The organism is Paraburkholderia dioscoreae (genome assembly GCF_902459535.1).
GTDB lineage: Bacteria > Pseudomonadota > Gammaproteobacteria > Burkholderiales > Burkholderiaceae > Paraburkholderia > Paraburkholderia dioscoreae.
The window spans coordinates 632,914-649,499 of sequence record NZ_LR699554.1 but is presented as its reverse complement, the minus strand read 5'-3'; the positions used below and the strand labels follow the sequence as shown (position 1 = coordinate 649,499).

The 16,586-nt window shown below is 65.6% G+C and carries 15 protein-coding genes; 6 read left to right on the top strand and 9 right to left on the bottom strand.

What is annotated here, in order from left to right:
- Window positions 1–51: 51 nt before the first annotated feature.
- The 6 genes from tkt to PDMSB3_RS23040 all read right to left on the bottom strand — a co-directional run bounded on the left by tkt (window position 52) and on the right by PDMSB3_RS23040 (window position 7,364).
- Window positions 52–2,094 (bottom strand): transketolase, encoded by a 2,043-nt coding sequence (tkt, locus tag PDMSB3_RS23065; RefSeq protein WP_165187834.1) that lies wholly within the window; start codon window positions 2,092–2,094, stop codon window positions 52–54.
- A 44-nt stretch (window positions 2,095–2,138) separates the two neighbouring features.
- Window positions 2,139–3,011 carry a phosphoribulokinase gene (locus PDMSB3_RS23060; protein ID WP_007176320.1) on the bottom strand — a complete coding sequence of 291 codons (873 nt, stop codon included), beginning with the start codon at window positions 3,009–3,011 and terminating at the stop codon, window positions 2,139–2,141.
- A 64-nt stretch (window positions 3,012–3,075) separates the two neighbouring features.
- Window positions 3,076–4,203, bottom strand: coding sequence for a class 1 fructose-bisphosphatase (locus PDMSB3_RS23055; RefSeq protein ID WP_007176319.1), 1,128 nt, complete (start codon window positions 4,201–4,203; stop codon window positions 3,076–3,078).
- A gap of 26 nt (window positions 4,204–4,229) precedes the next feature.
- Window positions 4,230–5,273 carry a CbbX protein gene (cbbX, locus tag PDMSB3_RS23050; RefSeq protein ID WP_197740270.1) on the bottom strand — a complete coding sequence of 348 codons (1,044 nt, stop codon included), beginning with the start codon at window positions 5,271–5,273 and terminating at the stop codon, window positions 4,230–4,232.
- Between the two features lie 54 nt (window positions 5,274–5,327).
- Window positions 5,328–5,756 carry a ribulose bisphosphate carboxylase small subunit gene (locus tag PDMSB3_RS23045; protein WP_007176317.1) on the bottom strand — a complete coding sequence of 143 codons (429 nt, stop codon included), beginning with the start codon at window positions 5,754–5,756 and terminating at the stop codon, window positions 5,328–5,330.
- 108 nt (window positions 5,757–5,864) lie between these two features.
- On the bottom strand, window positions 5,865–7,364 hold the full coding sequence (locus PDMSB3_RS23040) for a form I ribulose bisphosphate carboxylase large subunit (protein WP_007176316.1): 1,500 nt from the start codon (window positions 7,362–7,364) through the stop codon (window positions 5,865–5,867).
- Between the two features lie 493 nt (window positions 7,365–7,857).
- Between PDMSB3_RS23040 and pqqA the strand changes: the two genes are divergently transcribed.
- The 3 genes from pqqA (at window position 7,858) to PDMSB3_RS23025 (ending at window position 9,402) form a co-directional block, all read left to right on the top strand.
- Window positions 7,858–7,932: a pyrroloquinoline quinone precursor peptide PqqA gene (pqqA, locus tag PDMSB3_RS38205; protein WP_013342881.1), complete on the top strand. Its 75-nt coding sequence runs from the start codon at window positions 7,858–7,860 to the stop codon at window positions 7,930–7,932.
- A gap of 100 nt (window positions 7,933–8,032) precedes the next feature.
- A complete protein-coding gene (locus PDMSB3_RS23030) occupies window positions 8,033–8,632 on the top strand; it encodes a DUF447 domain-containing protein (protein WP_007176314.1) in 600 nt (199 codons plus the stop codon).
- A 26-nt stretch (window positions 8,633–8,658) separates the two neighbouring features.
- A complete protein-coding gene (locus PDMSB3_RS23025) occupies window positions 8,659–9,402 on the top strand; it encodes a (5-formylfuran-3-yl)methyl phosphate synthase (protein ID WP_007176313.1) in 744 nt (247 codons plus the stop codon).
- A 67-nt stretch (window positions 9,403–9,469) separates the two neighbouring features.
- On the opposite strand, the gene PDMSB3_RS23020 is transcribed toward PDMSB3_RS23025, so the two are convergent.
- From PDMSB3_RS23020 to PDMSB3_RS23010, 3 genes are all read right to left on the bottom strand, one after another.
- Window positions 9,470–10,060, bottom strand: coding sequence for an amino acid kinase family protein (locus PDMSB3_RS23020; protein ID WP_007176312.1), 591 nt, complete (start codon window positions 10,058–10,060; stop codon window positions 9,470–9,472).
- Window positions 10,061–10,276: 216 nt separating this feature from the next.
- Entirely contained in the window at window positions 10,277–11,410 is a 1,134-nt protein-coding gene (locus PDMSB3_RS23015; RefSeq protein WP_165187832.1) for a hydantoinase/oxoprolinase family protein, read from the bottom strand.
- Window positions 11,407–12,459: an ATP-grasp domain-containing protein gene (locus PDMSB3_RS23010; protein ID WP_165187830.1), complete on the bottom strand. Its 1,053-nt coding sequence runs from the start codon at window positions 12,457–12,459 to the stop codon at window positions 11,407–11,409. Before PDMSB3_RS23010 ends, PDMSB3_RS23015 begins: the two co-directional genes overlap by 4 nt.
- A gap of 14 nt (window positions 12,460–12,473) precedes the next feature.
- Here PDMSB3_RS23010 and PDMSB3_RS23005 point away from each other — a divergent pair, with 14 nt between their 5' ends.
- The 3 genes from PDMSB3_RS23005 (at window position 12,474) to PDMSB3_RS22995 (ending at window position 16,586) form a co-directional block, all read left to right on the top strand.
- Window positions 12,474–13,226: a HisA/HisF-related TIM barrel protein gene (locus PDMSB3_RS23005; protein ID WP_007176309.1), complete on the top strand. Its 753-nt coding sequence runs from the start codon at window positions 12,474–12,476 to the stop codon at window positions 13,224–13,226.
- A 286-nt stretch (window positions 13,227–13,512) separates the two neighbouring features.
- The gene (locus PDMSB3_RS23000) at window positions 13,513–14,889 is read left to right on the top strand and encodes a molybdopterin-binding domain-containing protein (protein WP_035516465.1); all 1,377 of its coding nucleotides are present in this window, start codon (window positions 13,513–13,515) and stop codon (window positions 14,887–14,889) included.
- Window positions 14,886–16,586: a formylmethanofuran dehydrogenase subunit A gene (locus tag PDMSB3_RS22995; RefSeq protein WP_165187828.1), complete on the top strand. Its 1,701-nt coding sequence runs from the start codon at window positions 14,886–14,888 to the stop codon at window positions 16,584–16,586. Before PDMSB3_RS23000 ends, PDMSB3_RS22995 begins: the two co-directional genes overlap by 4 nt.

Sequence of the window (16,586 nt, the reverse complement as noted above, 5' to 3'; positions counted from 1 at the left end):
CCTCGAAATCGGATCAGATCGTGGCGCGCAGTGCGTGCCGCGTGTTCGGGTTTATCGCGCGAGTTGCGCGACACGGCGGGCTTCGTCCACCACCGCGCGCGCAGTCAGACCGAAATGTTCGAACAGCGCGGCGGCGGGGGCGGATTCGCCGAACGTATCGATGCCCACCACGCCGCCTTCGAGGCCCACGTATTGCCGCCAGAACGCGCACACGCCCGCTTCGACCGCGACGCGCGGCACGCGCGGCGGCAGCACCGCGTCGCGCCATGCGGCGGGCTGGCGGTCGAATACGCTGGTGGATGGCATCGACACGACCCGCGCGGCGATACCGGCTTGCGCGAGCGGCGCGACGGCATCGAGCGCGAGCGAGACTTCCGAGCCGGTGGCGATCAGCACGACCCGCGTTTGCGCCCGTTCCGCAGGCCAGTCACGCAACACATAGCCGCCGCGCTCGATCGCGTCGATCTGTTCAGCGCTACGTGCGGCGAACGGCAGATTCTGGCGGCTCAGCAGCAGGCACGACGGCCCATAGCGTTCCACTGCGCTCGCCCATGCGCGCGCGGTCTCGACCGTGTCGCACGGACGCCAGACGTCGAGCCCGGGAATGAGCCGCAAGCTCGCCGCGTGCTCCACCGACTGATGCGTCGGCCCGTCTTCGCCAAGGCCGATCGAGTCATGCGTGAACACGAAAATCGAACGGATCTTCATCAACGCGGCCATGCGCAACGCGCTGCGCGAGTAGTCGGAGAACGTGAGGAAGGTGCCGCCGAACGGAATATGCCCGCGATGCAGCGCAATACCGTTCATCACCGCGCTCATGCCGAATTCGCGCACGCCGTAGTGCAGATAGTTGCCGCCTTGCAGGCCGCTGTCGTCGGCATGAACATCGACCGACATTTTCCAGTTGGTGAGGTTCGAGCCGGTCAGGTCGGCCGAACCGCCCAGCAGTTCCGGCAACGCGCGAGCCGCTACGGCGATCGCCTGCTGCGAGGCCTTGCGGGTCGCGATCGATTCGGCCGCGTGGTCCGCGTCGCGCACCATCGCGCGGACCGTGTCACGCCACTGCGCGGGCAGCGTGCCTTGTGTCCTGCGCTCGAACTCGGCGGCTTCATGCGGATAGTGCTTGCGATACGCTTCGAAACGCGTGTTCCAGTCGGCTTCAGCGGCCGCGCCACGTTCGCTCGCATCCCACAGCGTGCGAACCTCGGCCGACATAGCGAACGGCGCATGCGGCCAGCCGAGCGCGCGCCGCGTGTTCGCGACTTCGTCGGCCCCGAGCGGCGCACCGTGCACGTCGTGCGTGCCCGCTTTCGACGGCGAGCCTTTGCCGATCACCGTGCGGCAGCAGATCAGCGTCGGCCGGCCGGCTGCGCGTGCGCGCGAGAGAGCCCGATCGACCGTGTCCACGTCATGTCCGTCCACCTCGCGTACGACATGCCAGCCGTAGGCCGCAAAACGCGCGGGCGTGTCGTCGCTGAACCACTGCGAGACGTGGCCGTCGATCGAGATGCCATTGTCGTCGTACAGCACTGTGAGCTTGTCGAGCTTCAACGTGCCGGCAAGCGAAGCCGCCTCGTGCGAAATGCCTTCCATCATGCAGCCGTCGCCGACGAATACATACGTGCGGTGATCGACGATCGAATGGCCCGGCCGGTTGAATTCGCGTGCGAGCAGCGCCTCGGCGAGCGCCATGCCGACCGCATTGGCGAGCCCCTGACCGAGCGGTCCGGTGGTCGTTTCAACGCCGGGGGTCACGCCCACCTCGGGATGCCCCGGCGTCCTGCTGTGCAATTGCCTGAAGCGCCTGAGTTCGTCGATCGGCAGGTCGTAGCCGGTGAGATGCAGCAGGCCATACAACAGCATCGAGCCGTGCCCGTTCGACAGCACGAAGCGGTCACGATCGGGCCACGCGGGATTGCGCGGATTGTGTTTCAGATGCCGGTCCCACAGCGCGACCGCAATCTCGGCCATGCCGAGCGGCATGCCCGGATGACCGGACTTCGCGGCTTCGACCGCGTCGATCGCGAGCATGCGCAGCGCGTCGGCCATCAGCCGGGTCGCGGGTGTTGCGACGGATTCTGCGACGGCACTCATCGAACCTCTCCTTGCACGAAATGGATAAACCGTGTTGCGCAGCGTCAGGCGCGCGCCCGCCGGTCGATCAGTTGCAGAATCATCGGCGTGAAAATCAGCTGCATCGCGAGACCCATCTTGCCGCCCGGCACGACGATCACATTCGGGCGCGACATGAACGAATCGTGCAGCATGGTCAGCAGATACTGGAAGTCGATCCCCTTCGGGCGCGCAAAACGGATCACCACGAAGCTCTCGTCCGGCTGCGGAATCTCACGGGCGATAAACGGATTCGACGTATCCACGGTCGGCACGCGCTGGAAGTTCACATGCGTGCGCGAGAATTGCGGGCAAATGTAGTTCACGTAGTCCGGCATACGCCGCAGGATCGTATCGACCACGGCCTCGTGCGAGTAGCCACGCATGGTCTGGTCGCGATGCAGTTTCTGAATCCATTCGAGATTGATGATCGGCACGACGCCGATCAGCAGATCCGCGTGTCGCGCAATGTCGATATCGTCGGTCACGGCTGCGCCGTGCAGGCCTTCATAGAACATCAGGTCGGTGTCGGGCGTCACCTCCTCCCACGGCGTGAAGGTTCCGGCATCCTGCTTGTAGAGCCGCGTTTCGCCTTCGTCATGAACGTAGTGGCGCAGCCTGCCGTTGCCGTTCTCGCCATAACTGGCGAACAGGGTCTCAAGTTCTTCGAGCAGATTCGCTTCCGGTCCGAAATGGCTGAAATTCGGTGCGCCATCCCGCTCGTGCTGCTTCATGGCCTCGCGCATGCCGTTGCGGTCATAACGATGAAAAGCGTCGCCTTCCACGATCTGCGCGTTGATTTTTTCGCGCCGGAAAATATGGGTAAAGCTCTTCATCACGGTTGTGGTGCCGGCGCCGCTCGAACCGGTCACCGCGATGATCGGGTGTTTGACTGACATGCGCTTGTCTCCGGATAGTGGTGTTCTGATCGGATGCCTTTCGCGAACCCGGGCTTTCCGGCGGCTAGGCCGTGAAACCCGGCAGGAACAGCGAGCGCCTGCTGAAAAGCGGCGAGGTGAAGGGCTGATCTTCGCCACGGTCGTATTCGCCGTGATAGCGGCCGATACGCTCCACCTCGTGCTTCGAGCCGAGGATCACCGGCACGCGTCCATGCAGCGCGCGCGGCACGACCTCGAGAATCCGCTCGCGCCCGGTGATCGAAAGACCACCCGCCTGTTCGACGAGAAAGCTCATCGGGTTGGCTTCATAGAGGAGCCGCAGGCGCCCTTCCATCGCCGGCGTCTTCGAGTCGCGCGGGTACATGAACACACCGCCGCGCATCAGGATGCGATGAACCTCGGCGACCATCGACGCGATCCAGCGCATATTGAAGTCGCTCGCACGGCAGCCGCTGCGCCCGTCCTTGCATTCCTGCACATAGCGGCGCACCGGCGGTTCCCAGAAGCGTTCGTTCGACGCGTTGATCGCGAACTCGACGGTGTCTTCGGGAATGCGGATGTTCGAATGAGTGAGCACGAAATTGCCGATCTCGCGCTCAAGCGTAAAACCATGCGTACCGTTGCCTACCGAGAGCACGAGCATGGTCGATGGGCCATAGACGGCGTAGCCCGCGGCCACCTGCTCGCAGCCCGGCCGCAGAAACGCGGACTCGCGGACTGTGCCGCGCGGATCGCTGCCGTTTCCATTTCCATTTCCATCGCCATTGCGCAGCACCGAAAAGATCGACCCCACCACGCCGTTGATGTCGATATTCGACGAACCGTCGAGCGGATCGAAGGCAAGCAGATAGTCGCCGCGCGGATAGCCCGGCGGGATCGCATAGACGCTCTCCATTTCCTCGGACACCATCGCGGCGAGCAGTCCGTCCCATTCGCATTGCTGCACGAAGATTTCATTGGTCGCGACGTCGAGCTTCTTCTGTTCCTCGCCGTGCGTGTTGATGCTCTGCGCGGAGCCGTAGTTGCCGCCGAGCGCGCCTTTGGTGAGCATCGCGGAGATCGACTTGATCGCGGCGGCGACATCGATCAGAAGCGCCGAGAGGCCGGCGTTGCGCGCCGTTTCCGTCGAACAGGGCTGGCGGTCGAGGGTGTCGATCAGAAACTTCGAAAGGGTCGTACGTCCGTCTTGCATGGCGATCTCCTGAGGATTGTTTTCGTTCAGCCTGGCGGCGCCGGCACGGCGCGCGTTGCATGCGAGGACGCAGGCGCCCCGGCGTTCGCCGCGAGCGCTTCAGATTCAGTGAACACGCGGCTCGCGCGAACGTCGGCGGCGGCGATCAGCGTGAGCGCGGCCGCGTCGATCGGCGCGCCGCCCTGCATCGCCGTGGCGAAAAGACGGTTGGCCTGGCGCAGCCGCGAGCGATCGAGCGCATTGCGCACCGAGCGGGCGTTGGCGAAATTCGCCTGCCTGGTGCGCAGCGCGAGATAGTCGGCGAAAGCGCGCCGCGAGTCGGCGTCGAAGCGGTAATGCATCGTCGCGAGCATACGCTCGGCGATGTCGAGCAGTTCCGCGCCGTCGTAGTCGGGAAACGTGATGTGATGCGCAATGCGCGAGCGAAAGCCCGGATTGCTTTCGAAGAACACTTCCATGCGCGCGGCGTAACCGGCCAGAATCACCACCAGATCGTCACGCTGGTTTTCCATGGTCTGCAGCAGGATCTCGATTGCTTCCTGACCGTAATCGCGTTCGTTTTCCGGGCGATACAGGTAATAGGCTTCGTCGATGAAAAGCACGCCGCCCATCGCGCGTTTCAGCACATCGCGCGTTTTCGGCGCGGTGTGGCCAATGTACTGGCCGACCAGGTCGTCGCGCGTGACCGACACCAGATGATTGCGGCGAATGTAGCCGAGCCGGTGCAGCACTTCCGCCATGCGCAGCGCGACCGTGGTCTTGCCCGTGCCGGGATTGCCCGAGAAACACATATGCAGGGTAGGCGCGCCGCCCGCGAGACCGAGCGAATCGCGCGCGCGCTCAACGAGCAGATGCGCCGCGATCTCGCGAATGCGGGTTTTCACCGGGGCGAGCCCGACCAGATCGCGGTCGAGTTCGGCGAGCACGTCGCCGATGCCGGAGTCGCGATAGAGCGCGGCGAGATCGACCTGCGGCGCTTGCGCGCGGCTGTCCTGGCTGTCCTGTAACGCGGCAGCGTCTCGCCCGTCAGAACACAGCGCGTTCGCGTCTATGGCGGCAGCTTCGGTCATGGCCTCTCCCTCTGCTTGTGGCATTCATCGAGCCTCGCATTGCGGGCTCCCCTTTTAGCGCGCCGCTCCGTATCGTTCGCCCGACGGCCGGTCGCCCGCGTAGCCCGACAACCCGTAGCGCTGCACGCGTCCCGGTCCGTCCTGACGCGTCAGGCGGAAGCCCGGCTCTTCGTCCGGACGGTTGACGATAAACGACAGGCGCATCGTCTCGAAGCCGCGCACCGAGTCGAACGCGTTGACCTTGATGTAGTGCTGCGGCTGCGCCGCGCGGCACGCCTTCACTTCCTGCAACACGCCGGCCGCATCGCGCAGGTCAAACATCGGCAGGCCCCACATTTCCCAATACGTGTTGCGCGGATGCGGGTCGTCGGTGTATTCGACCGAGCAGGCCCAGCCCTGGCTCAGCGCGTAGTCGATCTGCAAACGGATCTCCTCGTCGGTCAATTCCGGCAGGAAGGAAAACGTGCCCTGTGTAATACGCATGACGTACCTCGTTGATGAATGCAGCGTTCGGAACGGCGCCAGCAGTCTCCCGCGCAGTGCGGCTGCACTGCGGTCGAACCCGCCCTGAAAATCCTGAATGCCCGCCGCTCACGCCGCGGTCGGCGTGGCGGCGAAATCCGGCGTGTCGGTGGACGCGTAGTTGAAGGTCACGTCCCGCCACGTATCGAGCGCCTGCTTGAGCGGCGTGCACCAGCGTGCCGCGGCTTCGAGAATGTCCGGCCCTTCGTGAACGATGTCGCGGCCCTCGTTGCGCGCCTTCACCATCGCTTCGAGCGCGACGCGATTCGCCACCGCGCCCGCCTGGATACCGGCCGGGTGGCCGATCGTGCCCCCGCCGAACTGCAGGATCGCGTCGTCGCCGAACAGATCGAGCAGTTGATGCATCTGTCCCGCGTGAATGCCGCCTGAGGCCACCGGCATCACTTTGCGCAGACCGGCCCACGGCTGGTCGAAGAAAATCCCGCGCGACAGGTCGACCTCGTTGTGCGATTCGCGGCACACGTTGTAATAGCCTTGCACCGAAAGCGGATCGCCTTCGAGTTTGCCCACCGCCGTGCCCGCATGCGCGTGATCGACGCCCGCCATGCGCAGCCACTTCGCGATCACGCGAAACGAAATGCCGTGGTTGCGCTGCCGTGTATAGGTGCTGTGCCCGGCGCGATGCAGATGCAGAATCATGTCGTTCCTGCGGGCCCAGCGCGCCATCGACTGAATCGCGGTCCAGCCGATCACCAGATCGATCATCACGATGCATGAACCCAGTTCCTTCGCGAATTCGGCGCGCTCATACATGTCCTCCATCGTGCCGGCCGTCACGTTCAGGTAGTGGCCCTTGACCTCGCCCGTCTCCGCCTGCGCGCGATTCACCGCTTCCATCGCAAACAGAAAACGGTCGCGCCAGTGCATGAACGCCTGCGAGTTGATGTTCTCGTCGTCCTTCAGAAAATCCAGCCCGCCGCGCAATCCTTCGTACACGACGCGGCCATAGTTCTTGCCCGACAAACCCAGTTTCGGCTTGACGGTCGCGCCGAGCAGCGGCCGTCCGTACTTGTCGAGCCGTTCACGCTCGACGACGATTCCGGTCGGCGGCCCCTGGAAGGTCTTCAGATAAGCAACAGGTATGCGCATGTCTTCGAGACGCAGCGCCTTGAGCGGTTTGAAGCCGAACACGTTGCCGATGATCGACGCCGTCAGGTTGGCGACCGACCCTTCTTCGAACAAATCCAGTTCATAGGCGATGTACGCGAAATATTGCGGTTCGCCTGCGTTCGAGGCCGGCACCGGATCGACCCGATAGGCTTTCGCGCGGTACATGTCGCACGCGGTCAGCCGGTCAGTCCACACCACGGTCCAGGTTGCCGTCGACGATTCGCCGGCCACGGCCGCCGCCGCCTCCTCCGGATCGACGCCGGGCTGCGGCGTGATGCGAAAGAGCGCGATCACGTCGGTATCTTTGGGCGTGTAATCGGGCTGCCAGTAGCCCATCTCGCGGTACTTCATCACGCCCGCGGCGTACCGTTCGCGAGGGTTCCCCGCGTCGCGCGGCTTGTGTATGGAATCGATCACCGGTTGACTGAAATCGTTCATGACGTATCCTCGAGAGTGAACAGGCGCGCTGCCGGAAGAACGAAGCGCTTGTGTGCACTGTAGGCATGAACGCAGTCATTGAGAATTCACGATTTTATTTGGCAGACTTAACCGATCCGTTATCGTTCACCGAAACGCGGATCACGAAAACGCAGTTCACGAAGCGAATTTTCAACACGTGCGCTTTCGATCGGTAGACAATGATCTGCATGGGAATTGCAAGCATCGCGTGACAGAAGCGGCTGCCTTCGCCCGTCATGGAACACTTTGCTGCATTCCCGGAACAGTGCGCGGTGCAACCGCATCGTGCCGCGCGCCCGGTGGCCGCGCCGGCGCAATTCGGCAAACGCTGTATTGCGGCGCGTCAGTGCGCTATCCACGCCGTGTCGCCGAATACCCGGCATGGAGCTTGCGTAGTAACCCACGCCAATGAAGTCCGGCATCACGCCGGGCCGACGGCGCAACGCTGTATCAATACCTGGAGGAAACACGTATGCAATGGACCACTCCGAGCTACACCGATATGCGTTTTGGTTTCGAAATCACGATGTATATCGCTACGCGTTAAGCCCGCACGGGCCGCGAGACGCGGCCCTTCTGCGGATTGCTGTGTAATCCCTAGCTAGACGGCCGGCCTTTCGGCGCTGCCAGGTCACGCGTTCCCAGCCATGATCCACGAAACGATCGTCACCACGGCAGCGTGCGATGGCCGTCCTCACATCGCGCCAATGGGAGCGCGTTACGAGGGCGACTTCGTCATCCTCTCGCCTTTTCGTCCGTCCGTGACGCTCGACAATATCGCGGCGTCGCGCGCAGCGGTGCTGAACTTCACCACGGACGTCCGTATCTTTGCCGGCTGCGTTACGCATTACGCAACCGATTGGCCCACGCTCGCGGCGAGCCGCGTGGCGAGCGTCAGGCTCGCCGAATCGCTCGCGCATGCGGAACTCGAACTCGACGACCTGCGCGACGACAAGGAGCGCCCGGTGCTGCGCATGAAATGCGTGCACCGCGAAAACCATGCGCCGTTCGGCGGCTTTAACCGCGCCCAGGCGGCGGTGGTGGAAGGCGCGATTCTCGTCAGCCGGCTGTTCATGCTGCCCGCCGACAAGGTGGACCGGGAAATGGCCTACCTGCAGATCGCCATCGACAAAACGGCGGGCGAGGCCGAACTCACCGCCTGGAACTGGCTCACCGCCGCGATCGCGCGGCACCGCGAGAATCTCGCAGCGTCCGGCGGCTCGGCCGCCGAACTCGTGTCCCACTAGTTTTTCCCGTCTTTCGGAGAATATCGATGACCGCATTGCTCGCGAGCGTCCGCTCGGATGAGGAGGCGTTCGACGCCGCCCAGGCCGGCGCCGAACTGATCGACCTGAAGGAGCCGAACGCGGGTGCGCTCGGCGGTTTGTCGATCGGCGACATCACGCAGATCGCGCGCCGGCTGCGCGCCCATTACCCGGTCAAGCCTATCAGCGCCACGATCGGCGATGTACCGGCGGATGCGCTCGACGAGATCGCGACACGCGTTATCGAAGTGAGCGACGCGGGCATCGATTATGTAAAAGTGGGCGTGACGCCCGGACCGGCCGCACGGCGTTGCCTCGAACAACTGGCCAACCTGCCGGCAGCGGTCGTGCCGGTGCTGCTATGCGACGGCGGGATGGACGGCGAGCTGGTTGCCTACGCGGCCACGCTCGGCTTCGTGGGCCTGATGTTCGATACCGCCGGCAAGGACGGCAGCACGCTGTTCGACCACGTGGATGGCGACACGCTCGCCCAATGGTTGCGGATCACGCGCGAGCGCGGCGCGATGAGCGGCATTGCCGGCTCGCTCGGCTGGGCGCAGTTCGAGCAGATCCGTGCGCTCGCGCCGGACGTGGCGGGTTTTCGCACCGCGCTATGTGTCGATGGACGGCGCTCGCGGCTCGATCCGCAGCGCGTCGCGCAATGGGCCGCCGCGCTGCACCGTCCGTCGGGCGAGGTCAGTGGCGCGGTCGCGGCGGCGGACGCGCGAGCCTCGGGCGCGGCGCGGTTTTGATGCTTGCCCATGCATACCATTACATGTCACCGCACAACCGGCGACATGCAACGCACGCTCCAAAACGCTAGCTAACCGGCGTATTCAACAGCCGGTCGCGCATCAACGCGACATTGTCCTTGTTGAACAGTTCGACCACGTAATTGGCCTCGTTCACATAGTCGACGAAACACCGGTCGACCACGCCCGAGGCGGCCAGCGTTTCGAGCCGCTCGTCCTCGGCGATCGGACATGACTTCACCACGATCAGCCGCTCGGCGTTGAGCATGGTCGAGAGCCACGCGGCGAGGCTGTCGGAAGTGGTGTCCCAGTTGCTCATCGCGTCCGGCGTGTCGCGCATCAACGCGGTCGGCACCCACACGGCGACATGGCCGTCGCGCAGCGCGCGGCGGATCTTCGCCTCGCTCGAGGCGAGTACGAGTTCAGGCAAGACCCCTTGCATCAGAATCGCGTATTGCGTCATGGCGAGCAGACACATATTGTGCGCGGCGAGATCGTCGAAGCGCCACTCGCTCTGGTATTGCCGCACCTTGTCCGCGAAATCACCGCCGCCGGGCACGATGACGACGCGCCCGCCCCCCACTTCGCATAGCTCGGTGAGCCAGTGGCGCAGCGTCGGCTCGTGACTCAGGCTGCCCCCGATCTTGACCACCCACATGACCGTTGTCCTCGTTTCCGATTAACTGCATTGACCTGCCGCCTGCCCGATTGCCCGCCTGCCCGATTGCCCGATTGCCCGATTGCCCGATTGCCCGATTGCCCGTTTGCCCGCTTCGTTCGCCCGATTACCTGCCCGTCTGCATGCTCCGTCGCGTCCAACAACCGCTCTTTGCCGCCTCGCGCGACAACCTGCGCTGCACCGCGTCCGTTCGCGTCAAGCCGCCCGCGACGCCGCTCTACAGTTTTCATCAGCGGCTTCGTCGTAGCGCGTTGCCGCCAGCAACGCCACCGCCACACTCGGCGCGCACGTCGCAGCCCGGTCCGACCGGCTCGCCGGCACACTCGCCAGCGTGCCGAAATCGATGTAGCCGCGCGCCTCTTCGCGCGCAAGCGCCGCCGCGAGAAACCGTCCGCAGCCTGCGCCCACCAGCGGCGCGGCGGCGAGTTCAGGGTGCGCCGCCGTCACCCGCGCCAGATTGACGCCGATTTCGCGCAGTTGCAGTTCGCGCCAGCGCAGCGCGAACCGGCGCCATTCGGCGGGATCCGTTTCATGAGCATCGCGGCCGATCATCCGCGCGAGCCGCGTGCGGCTTGCGCTTTCCGTCTTCGGCCCCTGGTCGGCGCACGGATACAGGTCGTACTGCGGCGCCAGTTCACCCGTGAGCCGATAGACGTCCGCCGTGGTCGCAAACCATTCGTTCATCACGTTGACGGCCGTCCCGGCGAATTCGATGCGCTGCGCGACACCGCACAACGGCGTGCGCACCACCCCCTGGTACACGAGCTCGCCCGTGGCGAGCCGCCCGGCATCGGTCGCGGCGCGCGCGACGACACGGCCGCCCGCGAGCGGAATGATGTCGGTGGTCGTGCTGCCGATGTCGATGAGCAGCGCATCGGGCACGCGTGTCGCCACCCAGCGCGCGGTCGCCAGCCAGTTCGCCGAGGCGACGCTGCGCCAGCCGGCCGCGCAGGTCTGCGCCGTGAGCCAGCCGGCGTCGCCGGCGTAGAAGCAGAGCCGCGGCCCGAGCCGCTCTGCCAGCGCGGCGGCGATCGCCCGCACGCCTTGCGCGCGGTCCTCGAAAAGGTCGACCATCTCGCCGGTCATCGTCACCGCGTGTTGCGCGGCGTGGCTCTGCGCGAGCGGCCAGCGCTCGAAGACGAGGTCGATGGTTCGCTCCAGATGGTCGAGCCCCTGCCACAGCGGACACGCCCATTGCGCGATGTCGAGCACGGTGCCGCCGGCATCGGCCATCGACACCTTCACATGCGCGCCGCCCACATCCCAGCCGAACACCGGCCCGCTATCCTGAGTCGCGGGACTTGCATGCTTGACGCGCGCGGTGCTCACGGCTGGGCTCCACAGGCAGACTGTGCGCCACGGCTGCGCGCCGCCGGCCCGGATCGCCCGATGCGCACCCCGTGCGCCGCGAGCAGGGTGCGTGCGAGTTCGCCGCCCGGCGCCCCGCACAGGCCCGCATACGCCACGGTCAGGCGCGGATTGACCTCGATCACGACCGGCCCGCGCAGCGGATGCCACACCACGTCGATGCCGACGAAGCCGCGCAAGCCCGGCATCGCCTTCGCGACGCGCTGTGCCAGCGCGCCAAGCAAGCGCCCCTGATCGCCGGCCAGATCGATCTGATTGACCGTCACGCCGTCGAATTCGACAATGCGCGGTTGCCGCTGCGACGCGTCGTTTGCGCTCAAGCTGATTTGCTGCCGGTTGATGCTGATGAGTTCCACACCGTCGGCACGGCAGATCAGCGAAAGGCTGAGCGGCTCGCCGTCGACCCAGGCCTGCAGCACCGGATTGCGCGCGGCAGCCGCGCGTGCATCGTATTCGGCGCAGGCGTCGGCGAAATTGTCGAACACGAAGGTATCGAGGCCGCCCGCGCCGTCGTCCGGTTTCACGACCCAACGCTCGCCGGGCAGTTCGTCGGACTGTCCGGGTTCGATCGCGGGCGTCGTGGCGATACCCTGCGCCGCGAGCAACGCCGCCGTGGCGCTCTTGCTCGACGCCACGCGGATCGCTTCTTTCGCGCAGCCGAGCCAGCGCGCCGCGCCCACCGCGTCGTATAGGTGGAGCAGCAAGCCGTCGCATTCCGGCGCGATGATCCACGCGTAATCGTGCTCGCGCGCCACCCGTGCGACGAAGGCCGTCATGGACTCGCCTTGCGCGGCCCTACAATGAGCGAGCGCCGGGTCGACGGTTTCGAAGCGCGAGCTCGCGAAGCTCACGTCCACGCCGTCGAGCTCACGCAAGTCGCTCACCAGCGCGTCGCGCATCACCCGGCCTTCGACTATCAGCGCGCTCAGGTCGGCGAGACTCGCCGCGCCGGCATGTGCCGGGTCGATGCCGCCGCCGGTGAGATACTCGTAGACAAAGATCTTGGTCAAAGGAACGCGCCCCTATGCAGGTGATACCGGTTCTCGATCTGCTCGACGGCCACGTGGTGCGCGCGGTGCGCGGCGAACGAACGGCCTATCGGCCCATCCGCTCGTCGCTCGCCGCCACCAGCGAGCCGCTTCACATCGCCCGTGCGCTGCTTGCGGCAAGCGGCGCACGAACGCTCTATATCGCCGACCTCGGCGCGATCCTTCAGCAAGGCGCTCATGTCGAGACGCTCGCTGCACTGCGTGCCGCCCTGCCCGGCACTGACATCTGGCTCGACGCGGGCTATGCCGACTACACCTCGATGCATTCGCTGTTCGAACGCATCGAAGCAACCTGCAAGCGCAACAGCAACAGCCAACCTGCTCCGCACGATCTCGCGACCCTCGTGCCCGTATTCGGCACCGAGTCGCTGCGCGACATCGACGCGCTGCGCGCCGCCGAAGCCGCCGGTCTCTCGCCGATCCTTTCGCTCGACCACCGCACCGGCCAACTACTCACCGCCACCGCATTCGAGCGCACCTCCGCGTGGTGGCCTCGAAGAGTGATCGCAATGACGCTCGATCAGGTGGGCAGCTACGACGGCCCCGATCTCGCCACGGTCGAACGCATTCGTGCCGTTGCTCCCGCGCATTCCGCCGTGATCGGAGCGGGCGGCATTCGCCATCGCGACGATGTTGCGGCAGCGGCCCGCAGCGGTGCTTCTGCGTGGCTCGTCGCGTCCGCGCTGCATGATCGGCAGATCGGCGCGCCGCTCATCGAATCCACATAGGCGAGCCATACAAATTCCATGCCAAACGTCGGAGAGGGTGTGGATGTAAACGAACGGCAAGCTGATGTGGCAGTTCGTGACACTCTGCTCCAGATTGACACACAACCTGTGCGGCGCAGCCGGCAGGCGTGACGCCGATTCGGCTGGGCAGATGCGGCGCATCGCGCAAACGGCGGCCGTATCGATCCCTTTAAGCGCAGTGCCACATGAGCGGCGCACCATTCGCCGCACACCCGCGCCATCGCCATGCATCCGGATCGGCATGGAGCTTGCTAAAAGTGCGGCCATGCACCTCTCGTCCATCGATCCATCGTCCACGAGCCCGTCGGCCGCGACCAGCGCGCCCGCCTCGCCGGTTACGCGCGATTGGATCTGTCCGTTCTGCCCGCTGCTATGCGACGACCTCGTCGTCGAGTCGCGCGAAGACGCCACGCTCGCGGTGCCCGATACCGAATGCCCGCGCCTCGCGCAAGCGCTCGCATGCTATGGCAGTGCGGATGCGCAGTGCGGCAACAGCGTCGATGGTCAAGACGCGGATCTCGATACCGCACTGGCGAGCGCGGCGCGGATACTTGCCTCGGCACGCCGCCCGTTGTTCGGCTCGCTGACCACGGACGTTGCCGGCACCCGTGCGCTGTACACGCTCGCCGCTGGCTGCGGCGCCATTCTCGATCATCTGCACGGCGATGCGATGAGCGCGGCCACGCTGCCATTACAGGATCGTGGGTCGTTCTTCACGACGCTGTCCGAAGTGCGTTCACGTGCGGACCTGCTGGTGTTTTTCGGCTGCCGGCCGTCGCAGCGTTACCCGCGTTTCTTCGCGCGTACGCTGGAAGGCACGCAGCAGCAACGCGACCTGGTGTTCGTCGGCTGCACACCTGACCCGGCGGCGAGCAGCCTGGCGAATGCGCGAATCGAAGCGCTCCTGCCGGACGCCGATCCTTTCGACACGCTCGCGCTCTGGTCCGCACTTAGCGAAGGCCGTGAGCCTGGCGCATTGCAGGACGACAGCACGGGTGCAGCAGAAGCGCTTGCCACGCTACAAGCACGCATCGCCGCCGCGCACTACACCGTGCTCGTCTACGAACCTGCGGCGCTGCCCGGCCCGCACGCCGCGCTGCTGATCGAAGCATTGAACCGGATCGTCAAGGCGGCCAACCGCACCGTACGCGCCGGCTGTCTCGCGCTCGGCGGCGACGACGGCGCGCTGACCGTCAATCAGACCGTGACCTGGCTTTCGGGTCTGCCGCTCCGTACTCGTGTCTCCACGCCCGCACGCATCGCCGGCACGGCGCCGCTCGACTACGATCCGTATCGCTACCGCACGGCCCGACTGCTCGCCGAGGGCGAGATCGATGCCTTGCTGTGGGTCGCCAGCTTCGCGCCGCCGGCCTGGCCGCAAGCGCTCGCCGAAGACGTACCGGCGATCGTGCTCGGCCATCCCGCTTTAGCGCAGGCCGCGAAATCGCGTGGCGGCGCCACCGTGTTCATTCCCGTCGCCACGCCTGGCATCGATAGCGGCGGACATCTGTTTCGCGTCGACGGCTCGGTCGTGATGCCGCTCGCTGCCGCACGCGGTGCGGCGCTGCCGTCAGTGGCGGCGATCGCATCGCGACTGGCTGAGCGGCTCCACGCCCAACCCGCCGCACAGGTGCAGCCATGAGTCTGATCCGGCTCAAGGGCGGCACGCTCTTCGATCCCACCAACGGCGTGAACGGCGAGCGCCGCGACCTGGCGATCCGCGACGGCCGCATTGTCGACGTGCCCGCCGGTACGCCGGCCGACCATGAATACGATGCCACCGGCATGATCGTGATGGCAGGCGGCATCGACATGCACTCGCATATCGGCGGCGGCAAGACCAATCTTTCGCGCCTGCTGCTGCCCGAGGATCATCGCGACGACCGTGTGCGGGACGCCGCCTACGAATCGGTGCAGGATGCGAACGGCCGCTATCTGCGGCTGCCGTCGTGCGGAGTCTGCACGCCCGGCACGCTCGCAACCGGCTACCGCTACGCCGAAATGGGCTACACGGCCGCGTTCGAACCGGCCATGATGCCGTCCAACGCGCGCCACACGCACCTCGAAATGGGCGACACGCCGATCATCGATCACGGCGCGTACGTGATGCTCGGCAACGACGAACTGTTCCTGCAGATGCTCGCCGCGCGCGACGACTTCGAGCGGCTGCGCGACTACATCGGCTGGACGATTCATGCGAGCAAGGCGCTCGGCGTGAAGGTCGTCAATCCCGGCGGCATCTCGGCGTTCAAGTTCAACCAGCGTTCGCTGAACGTGGACGAGCCGCACGTGCATTACGGCATCACGCCGCGCGAGGTGCTGCACACCCTCTCGCGCGCGTTGACCGAACTGCGCGTGCCGCATCCGCTACATGTGCATGCGAGCAATCTCGGCGTGCCCGGCAACATCGATTCGACGATCGCCACGATGGATGCCGCCGACGGCCTGCCGATCCATCTCACGCATATCCAGTTTCATAGCTATGGCACCGAGGGTCCGCAAAAGTTTTCGTCGGGCGCGCGGCAGATCGCCGAAGCGGTGAACGCGCGGCCGAACGTGTCGATCGACGTCGGACAGATCATCTTCGGGCAGACCGTCACCGCATCGGGTGACACCATGATGCAGTTCCGCAACACGCCGCTCGCGCGTCCGCACAAATGGGTGATCGGCGATATCGAATGCGACGCGGGCTGCGGCGTGGTGCCGTTCCGCTATCGCGAGCAGAGCTACGTGAATGCGTTGCAGTGGATCATCGGCCTCGAGATCTTTCTGCTGATCGACGACCCGTGGCGCGTCGCGATGACCACCGATCATCCGAACGGCGGTCCGTTCACGAGCTATCCGCATCTGATCCGCCTGCTGATGGACAAATCGTTTCGCGGCGAGCAACTCGCGAAGCTCAATGCCGACGCACAGGTGGCGAGCGCGTTGCCGCAGTTGCAACGCGAGTTCTCGCTGTACGAAATCGCCATCATCACGCGCGCCGGCCCGGCACGCCTGCTCGGGTTGCGCGACCGGGGCCATCTGGGCGTCGGCGCGGCGGCGGACATTGCCGTCTATCGCGACGACGCGGACCGCGAGCGGATGTTTACGTCGCCCGCTTATGTGTTCAAGGACGGCGAACTGGTCGCGCGCGACGGCACGCTCGTCGCCACGCCCACGGGCGGCATCCATTTCGTTTCGCCCGACTTCGACCGGGGCATCGAGAAGACGCTGCGTGCCTACGGCGACGCCAATCTCGCGAACAACTTCGCGCATGCCGCAATCGGCGACGACGAGATCTGCAACTGCTGCCGCGGCGGCAGACTGCTGCCGGTCGAATGTCTCGCGAACGGCTGA